This is a genomic window from Rhodoferax sp. GW821-FHT07G04 (assembly GCF_059418585.1).
Window position 1 is genome coordinate 428458 of the sequence record NZ_JBWKQD010000003.1, and the last position, 15563, is coordinate 444020.

General features: G+C 63.1%; 13 protein-coding genes. 12 read left to right on the forward strand and 1 reads right to left on the reverse strand.

What is annotated here, in order from left to right:
• Position 1 precedes the first annotated feature (1 nt).
• Positions 2-685: a response regulator transcription factor gene (locus AC07OO_RS19285; RefSeq protein ID WP_495083759.1), complete on the reverse strand. Its 684-nt coding sequence runs from the start codon at positions 683-685 to the stop codon at positions 2-4.
• Between the two features lie 109 nt (positions 686-794).
• Between AC07OO_RS19285 and AC07OO_RS19290 the strand changes: the two genes are divergently transcribed.
• From AC07OO_RS19290 to AC07OO_RS19345, 12 genes are all read left to right on the forward strand, one after another.
• A complete protein-coding gene (locus AC07OO_RS19290; protein ID WP_495083760.1) occupies positions 795-1754 on the forward strand; it encodes a Bug family tripartite tricarboxylate transporter substrate binding protein in 960 nt (319 codons plus the stop codon).
• Entirely contained in the window at positions 1751-2266 is a 516-nt protein-coding gene (locus AC07OO_RS19295) for a tripartite tricarboxylate transporter TctB family protein (protein WP_495083761.1), read from the forward strand. The genes AC07OO_RS19290 and AC07OO_RS19295 overlap by 4 nt, the downstream gene beginning before the upstream one ends.
• Complete coding sequence (locus tag AC07OO_RS19300) at positions 2266-3774, forward strand: tripartite tricarboxylate transporter permease (RefSeq protein WP_495083762.1); 1509 nt, start codon at positions 2266-2268, stop codon at positions 3772-3774. The genes AC07OO_RS19295 and AC07OO_RS19300 overlap by 1 nt, the downstream gene beginning before the upstream one ends.
• Before the next feature lie 115 nt (positions 3775-3889).
• Positions 3890-5020, forward strand: a complete 1131-nt coding sequence (locus AC07OO_RS19305; RefSeq protein WP_495083763.1) for a glycoside hydrolase family protein — start codon at positions 3890-3892, stop codon at positions 5018-5020.
• A gap of 162 nt (positions 5021-5182) precedes the next feature.
• Complete coding sequence (locus tag AC07OO_RS19310; RefSeq protein ID WP_495083764.1) at positions 5183-6685, forward strand: sigma-54 interaction domain-containing protein; 1503 nt, start codon at positions 5183-5185, stop codon at positions 6683-6685.
• Between the two features lie 172 nt (positions 6686-6857).
• Entirely contained in the window at positions 6858-8066 is a 1209-nt protein-coding gene (locus tag AC07OO_RS19315) for a substrate-binding domain-containing protein (RefSeq protein ID WP_495083765.1), read from the forward strand.
• A 126-nt stretch (positions 8067-8192) separates the two neighbouring features.
• Positions 8193-9656 carry an extracellular catalytic domain type 2 short-chain-length polyhydroxyalkanoate depolymerase gene (locus AC07OO_RS19320; protein ID WP_495083766.1) on the forward strand — a complete coding sequence of 488 codons (1464 nt, stop codon included), beginning with the start codon at positions 8193-8195 and terminating at the stop codon, positions 9654-9656.
• Positions 9657-9701: 45 nt separating this feature from the next.
• Positions 9702-10484, forward strand: a complete 783-nt coding sequence (locus tag AC07OO_RS19325) for an ABC transporter ATP-binding protein (RefSeq protein ID WP_495083767.1) — start codon at positions 9702-9704, stop codon at positions 10482-10484.
• A complete protein-coding gene (locus AC07OO_RS19330; protein WP_495083768.1) occupies positions 10481-11221 on the forward strand; it encodes an ABC transporter ATP-binding protein in 741 nt (246 codons plus the stop codon). Before AC07OO_RS19325 ends, AC07OO_RS19330 begins: the two co-directional genes overlap by 4 nt.
• 85 nt (positions 11222-11306) lie before the next feature.
• Positions 11307-12290 (forward strand): branched-chain amino acid ABC transporter permease, encoded by a 984-nt coding sequence (locus tag AC07OO_RS19335; RefSeq protein ID WP_495083769.1) that lies wholly within the window; start codon positions 11307-11309, stop codon positions 12288-12290.
• 12 nt (positions 12291-12302) lie between these two features.
• Complete coding sequence (locus AC07OO_RS19340) at positions 12303-13370, forward strand: branched-chain amino acid ABC transporter permease (protein WP_495083770.1); 1068 nt, start codon at positions 12303-12305, stop codon at positions 13368-13370.
• 83 nt (positions 13371-13453) lie between these two features.
• Positions 13454-15563 (forward strand): 3-hydroxybutyrate oligomer hydrolase family protein (locus AC07OO_RS19345; RefSeq protein ID WP_495083771.1); only part of this gene is annotated, 2110 nt, incomplete at its 3' end.

Below are 15563 nucleotides of genomic sequence, written 5' to 3' on the forward strand. Positions count from 1 at the left end.
GTCAGGCGCTGGCCTTGAGCAGATAACCCAGGCCCCGCAGCGTCATCAGCGTGGCGCCGGTGCCCACCAGCTTCTTGCGCAGCCGGTAGACGACAACTTCAATGGCCTCGTACTGAACCTGGGCCTCACCGGGGAAGACGATTTCAAACAAGCGCTCCTTGGCCACGGCATGGCCGGGCCTGGCAAGCAATGCACCCAGCAACGCCAGTTCGCGCGGGGTCAGGTCCAGCACCTGGCTGTGGTGGTAGACGGCGCCACTGTCGCGGTCGTAGCGCAGGGCGCCGACGGCGCTGAGGTTCTCAGGCTCATCGCGCACGGCGGGCCCGGCGCGGCGGCGGTGCAGGGCGCGCACACGGGCCTCCAGCTCGTCCAGGTCAAAGGGCTTGGGCAGGTAGTCGTCGGCGCCGGCGTTAAGCCCCAGAATGCGGTCGCCTACCGTGCCCCGCGCCGTCAGTATCAGCACCGGTGTATGCAGGCCGGCCTTGCGCGCCTGCTGCAGGATGTCCAGCCCGTCCTTGCCGGGCAGGCTCAGGTCCAGCAGCACCACATCGGGCTGTAGTGCGGTCCAGGCTTGCAGCGCCTGGGCTCCATCACCACACACATCCACGCGCATGGATGCGCGCACCAAGCTGCGCTGCAGGGCCGTGCGCAGGGCCAGGTCGTCTTCAATCAGCAGCAGGTGCATGGGCTATAGGGTGGGGGTGATGCTCGGGTTTTCCCTAGGAAATTGGACAGCCGTTTGACAGCCTGTCCGCGCATCATAGGGTGGATTTCAATACCAATAGGAGACGTCCATGCGCCGCGATACCTTCCTCAAATCCATGCTGGCCCTGACCGCTACGGCCGGTCTGCCGTTGACGGCCCATGCCGGTGCCAATATCAAGATGATGATCCCCGCCAACCCCGGCGGCGGCTGGGACGGCACGGGCCGCGCCTTCGGCAAGGCCATGCTGGATGCCAAGGTGGTGGACACCGTGCAGTACGACAACAAGGGCGGTGCGGCCGGCGTCATCGGCCTGGCGCAGTTCGTCAACTCCAGCAAGGGCGACCCCAATGCGCTGATCGTCATGGGTGCCGTCATGCTGGGCGGCATCATCACCGGCAAACCCCAGGTCTCGCTGGACAAGGCCACACCGATCGCACGCCTGACCAGCGAGTACAACGTCTTCGTCGTACCCGCCAGTTCCCCGATCAAGACCATGAAGGAAGTGGTGGACATGCTGCAAAAAGACCCCGGCAGCGTGAAGTGGGGCGGCGGCTCGCGCGGCACTACCGAGCACATCTGCGCGTCTATGCTGGCCACCAAGGTTGGTGTGGACCCCAAGAAAGTCAACTACGTGGCCTTCCGCGGCGGCGGCGAGGCCACGGCGGCCATCCTGGGCGGTAACGTGACCGTGGGCGGTGGCGGCTACAGCGAGATGGCCGAATACATCACCGCCGGCAAGATGCGTCCCATCGGCGTGACATCCGAGAAGCGCCTGCCCGGCGTCAACGTGCCCACGCTGAAGGAGATGGGTTACGACGTGGTGCTGGGCAACTGGCGCGGCCTGTACGGCGGCCCAGGCCTGACGCCCGAGCAGCGCGCGGGCCTGACCGACATCGTCACCAAGGCCAGCAAGAGCAAGTCCTGGACCGAGTCCATGGAAAAAAATGGCTGGACGCCGGCCCTGCTGACCGGCAAGGCGTTTGACGATTTCGTCGATGCAGAGTTCTCCAACCTGCGCGGCATCATGCACCTGGCGGGCATGGTATGAGTGCCCAAAACAGCATGAGCCGTCTGTACCAGACTCTGGTAGGCCTGGGGGTATGCGCCGTGGCCATAGCCATGGGCGTGGGCGCAGTGGACATTCCATCGGACGCAGGCTACTCGGGCGTTGGCCCCAACTTTTTGCCCTGGCTGGTGACCACCGCCTTGATGGTGTGTGGCGCCTTCCTGGTCTATGAGGCCCGTACCGGAGGCTTTAGAGATATGGAAGAGGGCGGTGGTGACGAGACGCCCTTTTGGCCCGGCTTTGTGTGGATGTCGGCCGGCCTGTTGCTGAACGCGGCGCTGATCACCACGATTGGCTTCATCTTCAGCTGCGCCCTGTGCTTCGTGTTCGCGTCGCGCGGGCTGCGCAGCGCGCAAGGTGCCTCGGGCGTTGACCCGCGCTCTTGGGGGCTGGACGCGGTGGTGGGCTTGCTGATTGCCGCGCCGGTGTACTGGATGTTTACCAAGTTCCTGGCCATCGGCTTGCCGGGCCTGACACAAACGGGATGGCTGTGATGGAAATCTGGAACCAATTACTGCAAGGCTTTGCCACTGCTGGCACGCCGGTCAATCTGATGTGGGCCTTTGTGGGCTGCGCACTGGGCACAGCCGTGGGCGTGCTGCCCGGCATCGGCCCGGCCACTGCGGTAGCCATGCTGCTGCCCATCACCGCCAAGGTGGATGCCACCGCGTCGATGATCTTTTTTGCCGGCATCTACTACGGCGCCATGTACGGTGGTTCCACCACCTCCATTCTGCTGAACACGCCGGGCGAAACCGCCAGCATGGTGACGGCCATGGAAGGCAACAAGATGGCCAAGAGCGGGCGCGCGGGCGCGGCGTTGGCCACGTCGGCCATTGGCTCTTTCTTTGCCGGTACGGTGGCCACGGTCATGGTGACGCTGTTTGCACCCTTGGTGGCCGAGTTTGCCGTCAAGCTGGGGCCACCCGAATACTTTTGCCTGATGCTGCTGGCCTTCACCACCGTCAGCGCGGTGCTGGGCCAAAGCACGGTGCGCGGCCTGACCGCCTTGTTTGTGGGGCTGGCGGTGGGCCTGATCGGTATGGATCAGATCACCGGCCAGGCCCGCTATGCCGGCAATGTGCCGGAGCTACTGGATGGCGTGGAGATCGTGCTGGTGGCCGTGGGCTTGTTCGCTGTGTCCGAGGCACTGCATGCCGTGCTGTTCGAGGGCAAGGTGGTCGAGTCCGAGAACAAGATGAGCCGTGTGACGATGACCCGCTCCGACTGGCGCCGTTCCATCCCGGCCTGGATACGCGGCACGTTGATCGGCACGCCCTTTGGCTGCATCCCAGCCGGCGGCACCGAGATACCTACTTTCTTGAGCTACGCCACCGAGAAGAAGCTGGCCAAGGGTGAAAACCTGGCCGAGTTCGGCACCAAGGGCGCGATCGAAGGCGTGGCCGGCCCCGAGGCCGCCAACAATGCCACGGTGACCGCGGCGCTGATTCCGCTGCTGACGCTGGGCATTCCGGTGTCCAACACCACCGCCATCCTGCTGGGCGCGTTCCAGAACTACGGCATCCAGCCGGGGCCGCAGTTGTTCAGCAGCTCGGCCGCCCTGGTCTGGGCGCTGATTGCCTCGTTGTACATCGGCAATGTGATGCTGCTGGTGCTGAACCTGCCGCTGGTAGGCCTGTGGGTCAAGCTGTTGAAGGTGCCCAAGCCTCAGTTGTATGCCGGCATTTTGATCTTCGCCACGGTGGGTGCCTATGGCATGCGCCAGAGTGCGTTTGATCTGTTCCTGCTGTACGGCATTGGCGTGCTGGGGCTGGTGATGCGGCGCTTCAGCTTCCCCACGGCACCCGTCGTCGTGGGCATGATCCTGGGGCCTCTGGCCGAAGCGCAGCTGCGCAACGCCATTGCCATCGGCGAGGGCAGCCCGCTGATCTTCCTGCAGCGGCCGATGTCGGCCACGCTGCTGGTCATCGTGGTGCTGGTGCTGGTGATGCCACGCGTGGTCAAGCATTTCTCCAAGCGTTCGGAACCGGCGATGGGTTGATAAACGGTACTCACTGATAGCAATTCATCGGTGGTATATCAGGCGTACACTGTTTTCCATTGCTTGCGGGTCCAGTCGCCTGACCTGCCCTTGTCGTTGAGCAACGGGAGTTCCTGTGAACATTCGCGCTTGGCTGATGGCATGTGCTTGTGTCGCGTCCGCCGGACCCGCCCAGTCCGACACTTATGACCCTACCACAGGGCAACTGAGCATCTCGTCCATCACCGTTGCGGGAGTGACTTACCGCGCGGTGGTGACGGTGGGCACAGTGTTGGGCTTTAACACCGGTGTGCCAGGCACGGTGGATACCTACGATGTGGCGAGCAATGTATTGACGATTCCCCGCATCGTCGTGGGTGGGGTGACCTACACCAACGCCAAGGGTACGGTGGCCAATGTGGTGAGCGCCAGTGTCATCAGCCCCGGCCCAACGGGGGCGATGAAGCTCTTTTTCAACGCCGAAATACTCGGTCCCAAGGCGGCGGGCGATGCGCAGATCAATCTGCGCAGTGCCAGCTCTACCGACGGCTTCAACTTCACGTTGGACCCTGACATCTGGGCCACTTCGGACACCCTGTCAGACCCTGTCGTTTACCGTACCCGCAGCGGGCGCTGGTTTGTCGCCGGATTCAGCGAGAAGGAGGGTATTCGCGTTGCATCCCATGCCGATTCCCCTAACTTTGCGACTTCCAGTTTCACCATCGCTGTTAGCAAGGGCCAGGTGCCCGCACTGCTGGAATTTGATGATGGGCTGCGCCTGTACTACTTCGGGGACGGCGGCATCTTGAGCGCCTTTTCCAAAGACGGTTCTGTTTGGACCGCAGAAGCCGGTGTACGGGTAGGCACGCCGGCTGGCAGCAACCTGGTGTTGATCGCCGACCCCGCACCGGCACGTCGCAAAGACGGCAGCATCGTGATGTATTTCAAGGCCGCAGGCCCACCGGGGGCCAATCCCTCACCCTATGACCACATGATCTACCGCGCCACCAGCACGGACGGTCTCAACTTCACCCATGAAAACAAGCTGCTGGTGAACCATGCCAGTGTGCCGCAGGCGTTCAACGATGCGTCTGGCAGGGTGGGCGTGTATTTTTTAGACTTCCGCAAGTACCCGGCCTCCAAAGAAGTGATCGCAGCGGTCTACGAGCAGGACGATTTCAGCTTGACAGATCCGCGGGTGGTGAGCTTTGACAAATTGCCCGCCAATACCTGGGCGAATGACCCGACGCCAGTGCTGATGCCCTAGTGGCGCGAACCAAGTTTTTTTGTTGGGGTTGGCTGAAGTCGTCAGAGATTAGTCAGCCTCTAGCTCCCGTGAAATGGGCTTGTGAAGCTATCAAATAAATAGCGTATCAATAGAAGGAAATTGTTCGCTGTGGTTTGGAAATCGCGGGGTTAATATGCGTCCATGGAAAATTTGGACTCCCTGCCGCGTGATGCCCAAAGCATTCTGGAGCTGGCCGCACGCTCCATGTTTGACCTGTTTGCCAACGCCAGCGAGGGCATGATGCTGGTGGACCGCGCGGCGCGGGTGGTCTGGATCAACGACCAATACAAGCGCTTTTTGCCGGCCCTGGGTTTCGAGCGCGAAGAAGATTTTGTCGGCCATCCGGTCTCTGCAGTGGTGCACAACACGCAGATGCACCAGGTGCTGGAGACCGGCAAGCCCATCCTCATCGACCTGCTGTCCAACCGGGCGGGTACCTTTGTCGTCAGCCGCATTCCGCTGCGCGATGCGGCGGGCAATGTCATAGGCGCGTTGGGTATTGTGCTGTTCGACCATGCCGAGACCACGTTGCAGCCCTTGATCGAAAAATTCTCACTCTTGCAACGCGACCTGGACGACGCGCGGCGCGAGCTAGCCACACAGCGTCTGCGCCAGACGGCGGGGCAGCGCCAGTCCAAATACACCTTCGCCAGTTTCATCGGGCTCAGTCCCGCCGCGGTCGAGGTCAAGCGCCAGGCCCGGCGCGCGGCGCAATCCTCCAGCCCGGTGCTGCTGTTGGGCGAGACGGGCACGGGCAAGGAACTGCTGGCCCATGCCATCCATGCCGCTTCGGCGCGGGCTAGCGGCCCTTTCATTAGCGTCAACATCGCCGCTGTGCCCGATACGTTGCTGGAGGCCGAGTTCTTTGGCTTTGCGCCCGGCGCTTTCACCGGGGCCGACCGCAAGGGGCGCGACGGCAAGTTCCGCCTGGCTCACGGGGGCACGCTGTTCCTGGACGAAATTGGCGACATGCCACTGGCCCTGCAATCCAAGCTACTGCGCGCCTTGCAAGAGGGCGAGATCGAGCCCCTGGGCTCCAACAAACTCATCCCCTTTGACGTGCGGGTCATCGCCGCCACGTCGCGTGACCTGTCGCGCCTGGTGCGCGAGGGGGGCTTTCGCGAAGACTTGTTTTACCGGCTCAATGTGCTGCCCATCCGCGTGCCACCGCTACGCGAGCGCCGGGGCGACATTGCAGCCCTGCTGGAGGCCCTGGGTGAGGATGTGGCCCTGCGCAACGGCCTGCCGCCGCCCGAGCTGTCGCCCCAGGCCATGGCCCTGCTAGAGGCCCAGCCCTGGCGCGGCAATATCCGCGAACTGCGCAATGTGCTGGAGCAGGCTGCCATGCGCAGCGACTCCCCCCGTATTGAGGTGGAGCAACTGGAGGCCGTACTGCGCGAATCGGGTGTGCAGCCCGTGGCCATGGCCGAGGCGCTGGCCCGGCCAGGTTTGGCGGCTGACGCGACGGCGGCCGGTGGCGGCACCACGGATGCCCTGTTGCGACCCCTGTCGGTGCAAGTGGCGGAATTGGAGCGGCAGGCCATTGCCGCTGCGCTGCAGGCCAACCGGGGCAACAAGGCCGCCGCGGCCAAGATGCTGGGCATGGCCAGGGCTACGCTGTACGATAGGCTCGAGAGTGCCTGAAATTTATGCGATTCGTCTAAATTTTAGGCATTGTGATTTGTATTAATTTCAGGCATTTTCACCGCAATCCTCAAACGGGTGCATAAAAAGCCCAATGAAATCAATGCCATGGCGGTTGGCACGCTTTGTGCGCACCAATCTGGATTCGAATACCAATTAGGAGACAAGACAGATGTACCAACGTCGCTGGATTTTCAAGGCCACGCTGATCACCACCGGGCTGGCTGCCGCATTGGCGGGCTCTGCCGCCTTTGCCGACTCCAAGGAAGTCAAGATCGCCCACATCTACAGCAAGACCGGCCCGCTGGAAGCCTATGGCAAGCAGACGGCGGTGGGCTTCATGATGGGCCTGGACTACGCCACTGGCGGCACCATGATGGTGGCAGGCAAGAAGATCGTGGTCATTGAAAAAGACGACCAGGGCAAGCCAGACATCGGCAAGAGCCTGTTGGCCGCAGCCTATGGCGACGACAAGGTTGATCTGGCGGTAGGCCCCACGGCATCACCCGTGGCGCTGGCCATGCTGCCCGTGGCCGAAGAGTACAAAAAGATCCTGCTGGTGGAGCCCGCCGTGGCCGACTCCATCACCGGTGACAAGTGGAACAAGTACATCTTCCGCACCGGCCGCAATTCCAGCCAGGACGCCGCAGCCAATGCCGTTGCGCTGGACAAGCCGGGCAATGTGGTCGCCACGCTGGCCAATGACAATGCCTTCGGCCGCGATGGCGTCAGGGCCACCCGCGATGCGCTGAAAAACGCCAAGATCGTCCACGAGGAATACCTGCCCGTGGGTACGACCGATTTCACCGCCGGCCTGCAGCGCATCGTCGACAAACTCAAGGACCAGCCCGGCAACAAATACATCTCCGTGGGCTGGTCTGGCGCACCCACACCGTTCAGCAAGATCGCCGATCTGGATCTGAAGAAGCGCTACGGCATTGAGCTGGCCACGGGTGGCAACATCCTGCCGGCCATGGTGGCCTATAAGCAGTTTCCCGGCATGGAAGGCGCGCTGTACTACTACTTCGGCATTCCCAAGAACGCGGTCAACGAAGCCATGGTGGCGCGCCATTACAAAGAGTTCAAGGCACCACCAGACTTCTTCACCGCCGGTGGTTTCTCGGCCGCCATGGCCGTGGTGACCGCGCTGAACGCCAGCAAGGGTGACACCTCTGCCAATACGCTGATCAAGACCATGGAGGGCATGAGCTTTGACACCCCCAAGGGCAAGATGACCTTCCGCAAGGAAGACCACCAGGCCATGCAGAGCATGTACCACTTCAAGATCAAGGCCGACCCCGCATTCGCCTGGGGCGTGCCTGAGCTGGTGCGCGAGATCAAGCCGGAAGAGATGAACATCCCTATCCGGAACAAGCGCTAGACACAGCGCGGCTATTGCAGGGCTGTCATACAGCCAGTCCTGCCCCCTCCGAATTCAGTTTTTTAACCCCCGGGTACACGGGGGCCAGGGATGTTTTTCGCCCAAAAAAACCAGGAGACAAATCGTATGAACCGTTTTTCCGTTCGTGTGTGTGTATCGGCCGTGGCGCTCGCCATGGCCGGTGTGGGTGCCAGTGCCGCGGTGAACTTGCCGCAACTCAATATCGACAAGACCCAGACGACAGTCTCGGGCCTGTCATCGGGCGGCTTCATGGCCGTGCAATTGCATGTGGGCTATTCGGCCACGTTTGCCAAGGGCGCAGGCGTAGTGGCCGGTGGACCGTTTTACTGTGCCGAGGGCTCCATCACCAATGCCACGGGGCGGTGCATGGCCAGCCCGTCGGGCATACCGACCAGCAGCCTGGTCAGCACCACCAATAGCTGGGCCAACGCGGGCAGCATAGACCCGGTGGCCAATCTGCAGAATTCCAAGGTCTACCTGTTCTCGGGCTCCATTGACAGCACCGTCAAGCAGGGTGTCATGGACGCGCTCAAGACCTACTACAACAGCTTTGTGCCGGCTGCCAATGTGGTCTACAAAAACAACATCGCCGCCGAGCACGCGATGATCACCGATGACTACGGCAGCAGTTGCTCCACCAAGGGCTCGCCCTACATCAACAACTGCAATTTCGACCTGGCCGGCGCCATGCTGGCCCACCTCTACGGCACACTGAACGCCCGTAACAACGCAACACTGCCCGAGGGCAATTTTGTGGAGTTCAACCAAAGCCAGTTCATCACCAACCACGGCATGGCGCCCACCGGCTGGGCCTACATCCCACAGGCCTGCACATCCGGCACGCAATGCCGCCTGCACGTGGTGCTGCACGGCTGCCAGCAAAACGTGACGCTGGTGCAGCAGCAGTATGTGCGCAACACCGGCTACAACCGCTGGGCCGATACCAACAACATCGTCGTGCTGTACCCGCAGACCAGCACGGCCGCCACCAACAGCTGCTGGGACTGGTGGGGCTATGACAACGCCAACTACGCCAAGAAGTCCGGCCCGCAAATGGCGGCCATCAAGGCCATGGTGGACCAGGTCTCTTCCGGTAGCACCACGCCACCACCGGCATCGCTGCCCGCGCCAACCAATGTGGTGACTTCCAACGCCACGGCCAGCGCCATGACCATCAGCTGGAACGCGGTCACCGGTGCCGCCAGCTACAACGTCTACCGCAATGGCAACAAGACCAATGCACTGCCCGTCACGACCCTGAACTTTACCGACACGGGGCTTACCGCAGCCACCACCTATAGCTGGACGGTCAAAGCCGCAGACGCCAATGGTGCCGAAGGCACAGCGTCCGCTGCGGTGAATGGCACGACCACCGGCACACCGCCGCCGACTGCCACCTGCTACACCGCGTCCAACTACGCCCACACCATGGCAGGACGTGCGTACGCCCTGTATGGCTACACCTATGCCAACGGCTCCAACCAAAGCATGGGTTTGTGGAACATCTACGCTACGACTACGCTGAAAATGACTGGAACCAACTACTACGTCATCGGCACCTGCCCCTGACCGTAGCAGCCCATTGATGGATTGACTGAACCGGAGAGAACGAGATTGCTAGTAACAAAAGACCTGACCGTGCGCTTTGGCGGCCATGTGGCGGTGAACGGGGTGAGCTGCACCTTCCGGCCCGGCACGCTGACCGCGATCGTCGGCCCCAATGGGGCGGGCAAAACCACGTTTTTCAATCTCATCTCCGGCCAGATCAAGGCCACCAGTGGCGAGGTGCATCTCAATGGCAATAGTCTGGCCGGCCTGAGCCCGTCGGCCCGCACCCGTGCGGGCCTGGGCCGGGCCTTCCAGCTCACCAATTTGTTCCCCAACCTCACGGTGCTGGAGAACGTGCGCCTGGCCGTGCAGGCCGCACGCTCGGGTGCGCACCTGCGCGGGCTCAATCTGTGGAGTGTGTGGAGCGATCACAAGGCGCTGACGCAATTGGCCACCGAGGTGCTGGACGCCGTAGCCATGAACGGCCAGCACGAGACGCCCGTGGCCAGCCTGCCGCATGGCGACCAGCGCAAGCTGGAGGTAGCACTGTTGATGGCGCTGGAGCCCGATGTATTCATGTTCGACGAACCCACAGCCGGCATGTCGGCGGACGAGGCGCCCGTCATCCTCAACCTGATCCGCAAGCTCAAAGACGATAAGCGCAAGACCATCCTACTGGTGGAGCACAAGATGGACGTCGTGCGCGAGCTGGCCGACCGCATCATCGTGCTGCACAACGGAACGCTGGTGGCCGACGGCGATCCGGCCACGGTGATTGCATCGCCTGTTGTTCAGGAAGCGTATCTGGGTGTTACCCCCAAAGCTGCAGCGGTGGAGGAGGGCGCATGAACCAAAGCAGCCACACAAACGCATTGCTGACGCTGTCGGGTGTCCACACCCATATCGGCGCGTACCACATCCTCCATGGTGTCGACCTCTCCGTGCCCCGCGGGCAGCTCACCATGCTGCTGGGACGCAATGGCGCCGGCAAGACGACGACGCTGCGCACCATCATGGGTCTGTGGCGCGCGTCACAAGGCACCGTGGTGTTTGACGGCCAGGACATCACAGCCGCCGAGACCCCCAGCATTGCCGGCCTGGACATCGCCTATGTGCCCGAGAACATGGGCATCTTTGCCGACCTCACAGTGAAAGAGAACATGCTCTTGGCCGCGCGCAGCGCCAAGCGCGCGCAGCAGATGGACAGCAAGCGCCTGGAGTGGATCTTTCTGCTGTTCCCCGCAGTGGAGAAATTCTGGAACCACCCCGCAGGCAAGCTCTCGGGCGGCCAAAAGCAGATGCTGGCCGTGGCCCGCGCCATCGTGGAGCCGCGCAAGCTGCTGATCGTCGATGAGCCCAGCAAGGGCCTGGCGCCCGCCATCATCAACAACATGATCGATGCGTTCGCGCAGCTCAAGCAGACCGGAACAACCATTGTGCTGGTGGAGCAGAACATCAGCTTCGCCAAACGCCTGGGTGACCACGTGGCGGTGATGGACAACGGCAAGATCGTCCACGCTGGCACCATGCAGGCGCTAGCCGACAACGAAGACCTGCAACACGCACTGTTGGGGTTGGCGATATGAGCGCCGCCGGACCGCTCCAAGGCGCGAAGGCCCCCTTGGGGGCAGCGCAGTACGCGCAGCGACAAGCGTGGGGGGCACAAACACTATGAAAACTTTAAATTTCGACTGGAAGCCGCTGGTCTTGGTGCCCGCGCTGGCCCTGTTGGTGCTGCCCTTCATCGGCTCCACCTCCACCTGGGTGACATTGACGGTGGCCGGGCTGGCCATGGGCATGATCGTCTTCATCATCGCCTCGGGCCTGACCCTGGTGTTTGGCCTGATGGACGTGCTGAACTTTGGCCATGGCGTCTTCATTGCGTTGGGGGCCTTTGTGGCCACCACGGTCATGGGCGTGATGGGCGACTGGACCGGCTCCGACCAACTGTGGCGCAATCTGGTGGCGGTATTCCCGGCCATGCTGGTGGCTATGGCCGTGGCCGGCGCGCTGGGCCTGGTGTTTGAGCGCTTCATCGTGCGGCCGGTCTATGGCCAGCACCTCAAGCAGATCCTCATCACCATGGGCGGCATGATCATTGGCGAAGAGCTGATCAAGGTGATCTGGGGCCCGGCGCAGATTGCACTACCCCTACCTGAGGCCATGCGGGGCTCGCTCTACATGGGCGATGCAGCCGTCGAGAAATACCGCCTGATGGCGGTGGTGGTGGGGCTGGCGGTGTTTGCCGCCTTGGCCTGGGTGCTGGGGCGCACCAAGGTCGGCCTGCTGATACGCGCTGGCGTGCAAGACCGCGAGATGGTGGAGAGCCTGGGCTACCGCATCAAGCGCCTGTTCATCGGCGTGTTTGTCGTGGGCAGCGCCTTGGCAGGCCTGGGCGGCGTGATGTGGGGCCTGTACCAGCAGACGGTCACGCCGCAGATGGGCGCGCAGGTCAATGTGCTGATCTTCATCGTCATCATCATCGGAGGCCTGGGGTCCACGGGTGGCGCCTTGATCGGCGCGCTGCTGGTGGGCCTGATGGCCAACTACACCGGCTTTCTGGCACCCAAGGTGGCGCTGTTTTCCAACATCGCGCTGATGGTGGCGATATTGCTGTGGCGCCCCCAGGGCGTTTACCCCGTCACCAGCCGCTAGAGGACACGCTAAATGCTCAACAGAATCCTCTCCCACGATCTGCCGCGCAGCCGCTGGCTGGCCGGCCTGCTGGTGGTGCTGGTGCTGGCACTGGCTTTCACACCCTTCATCTTCCCCGGCGTCAAGGCACTCAATGTGGCGGCCAAGGTGCTGGTCTTCATCGTGCTGGTGGCCAGCTTCGACTTGCTGTTGGGCTACACCGGCATCGTCAGCTTTGCCCACACCATGTTCTTCGGCATCGGCGCCTACGGCATAGCCGTGGCGACGACGCGCATGGGCCCAACCTGGGAGGCCTTGGCGGTGGGCCTGGGCGGGTCCTTGCTGCTGTCCTTTGTGCTGGCCCTGGTGGTGGGGCTGTTCTCACTGCGGGTGCGGGCTATCTTCTTCGCGATGATCACGTTGGCTGTGGCCTCGGCGTTTTTGACGTTGGCCTCGCAGTTGCACGATGTCACCGGCGGTGAAGACGGCTTGTCGTTCAAGGTACCCGAGATCTTGACGCCCAGCTACGAGTTCAGCGAGCAGCCCTTCCTGGGTGTCTCGCTGGATGGCCGTTTGCTGTGCTACTACCTGCTGTTTGTAGCCGCGGTGCTGCTGTTCCTGGCGCTGCTGCGCATCGTCAACTCGCCGTTCGGCCGCGTGCTGCAGGCCATACGCGAAAACGAATTCCGTGCCGAAGCCATTGGCTACCGGGTCGTGGTGTACCGCACCGTGTCGGCCATCTTGTCGGCACTGTTTGCCAGCCTGGCCGGAGCCATGCTGGCGCTCTGGCTGCGCTACAACGGGCCGGATACATCGTTGTCCTTCGAGATCATGATGGACGTGCTGCTCATTGTCGTCATCGGTGGCATGGGCACCATGTATGGCGCCATCGTGGGTGCCGCGCTCTTCCTGTTTGCCCAGAGCTATCTGCAAGACCTGCTGCGCCTGGCCAGCGAGGCCGCCAGTGGCCTGCCCTGGCTGGCTGCACTGCTGTCACCCGACCGCTGGCTGCTGTGGCTGGGTGTGCTCTTCGTTCTGTCCGTCTATTACTTCCCCACTGGCGTGGTGGGGAGACTGCGGGCGCCCAAGGCCCCGTCATGACCCTGCCCAACTGATAGGGCTAGTACCGGCTAGCACCCACGCCCCCTCATTCGCCCATCCGAATTCCACAACAGGAGACAAGCATGCAAAAGAAGACATTCGCGCTACGACGCGGCAAACCCAACACGCTGGCAGCATCGCTGGCGTTGGCCGGCGCCACCTTGCTGGCGGGCTGTGGCGGCGCATCCATTTCATACGATGACGTGAACGTGTTGCCCAGCGGCGTGACCGACCTGGGCGCCAAGGCCTACCGGGCCACGGCCACCGGTGCGGCCAGCACCGCAGCCGGCCAAGACCTGCTGACAGCAGGCCTGGGCAAGAGCGGCATCGCCAGCACGGCTGCCGCCACACTGACCGCCTTTGCCGACCCCGCCAACCCCACGGCCGACGAGATGCGGCGCAACACCATACAGTCCAACTACCGCGGCCTGGTGGACAACACGGCCAATGGCGGCTATGGCGTGCTGTATGGTCCCAACATCGACCTGTCGGGCAAGGCCACATTGGGCGAGGGCCTGGTACCTGGCCTGGAGTACGTGGGCGTGCTCGACGATGGCACGGGCCGCAAGCGCGTGACGATGGCGGTGCAAGTGCCCGACAGCTTTGACACCAGCGCACCCTGCATCGTCGTGGGCCCATCCTCGGGTTCGCGCGGTGTGTATGGCGCCATCGCCACGGCGGGTGACTGGGGCCTCAAGCGCGGCTGCGCTGTGGCACTGACCGACGCCGGCAAGGGCATGGGCCTGTACGACCTGGGTGACGACACCGTGCACCGCATCGATGGCACCCGGGCCACGCGCACCGCGGCAGGCACGCTGTCCAACTTCGCTGCCAACATCACCGACGCGGTGCGCACGGCCTACAACACCGCCTTCCCCAACCGCGTGGCCCTCAAGCATGCCCACTCGCAGGTCAACCCCGAGAAGGACTGGGGCAATGACACGCTGAGCGCGGTGTCGTATGCGCTGTATGTGCTCAACCAGCAGTACGCCCCCAATGCCGCGGGTAGCACAGCCAAGACGCGCCGCTTCACCGCGGCCAACACCCTGGTCATAGCGGCATCGGTCTCCAACGGTGGCGCGGCTGTGCTGCGCGCCGCCGAGCAAGACACTAGCGGCCTGATCGACGGCGTGGTGGCCGGTGAGCCCAGCGCCCAGCCCAGCAGCACCGCCGGTTATGGCGTGCAACTGGGCGGTGTGCCTGTAGCAGGTTTTGGCAAATCGGTAATGGACTACTTCACGGTGGCCAACCTCTACCAACCCTGTGCTGCGCTGGCGCCGGCAGCTGCGCTGACCGAAGCCTCCATCTACAACTACATCGGCCTCACGCTGCAGACCACTACGGCCGCCAACCGCTGCACGCAGTTGGCGGCCAAGGGCCTGGTCACTGGTAGCACCACGGCCGACCAGGCCACCGACGCCCTGGCCAAGCTGCGCGCCGCGGGCTGGAGCGCCGACAACGACACCATGCACAACGCCCACTACGCGCTGGGCAATGCGGTGATCATCTCCATGATGTACACCAATGCCTATGGCCGCTTCTCGGTGGTGGACAACGTCTGCGGCATGAGTGCTGCGGCCGTGGTAGCCGGCGCACCGACTGCCATGGCGGCCAACACCAAGGCAGCCAGCTTTGCCACCGGTAATGGCACCGTCAATGGCACACCCGCTACCGTCATTTACAACGATTCGGTCGGTGGCGCCAAGGCCTGGAACCTGGGCGTGTCCCCCAGCACCGGCGTGGCCGATTTCTCGCTGGACGCGGCGCTGTGCCAGCGCGCGCTGTTAACCGGTGCGGACGCCGTGACAGGTGCCGCATTGACGGCTACCACCACGCCGACCAAGGCGCAAAGCGATGCGGTGCGCGCCGGTGTGGCCGAGGTTCTGCTCAACGGCAACCTGCGCGGCAAGCCCACGCTGATGCTGGCCGGCCGTAGCGATGCCTTGCTGCCGGTCAACAACTCGGAGCGCGCCTATGCCGCCTACAACCGCCTGGTGGAGGGCGCCAGCACCAAGCTGCGCTATATCGAGGTCGCCAATGGCCAGCACTTTGACACGTTCAACTCGCTGTCGGGCTTCGACACCCGCTTCGTGCCGCTGCACACCTATTTCGTGCAGGCCATGAATGCCATGTATGCCAACCTCAAGAGCGGCACGGCCCTGCCGCCCAGCCAGGTGGTGCGCACCACGGCGC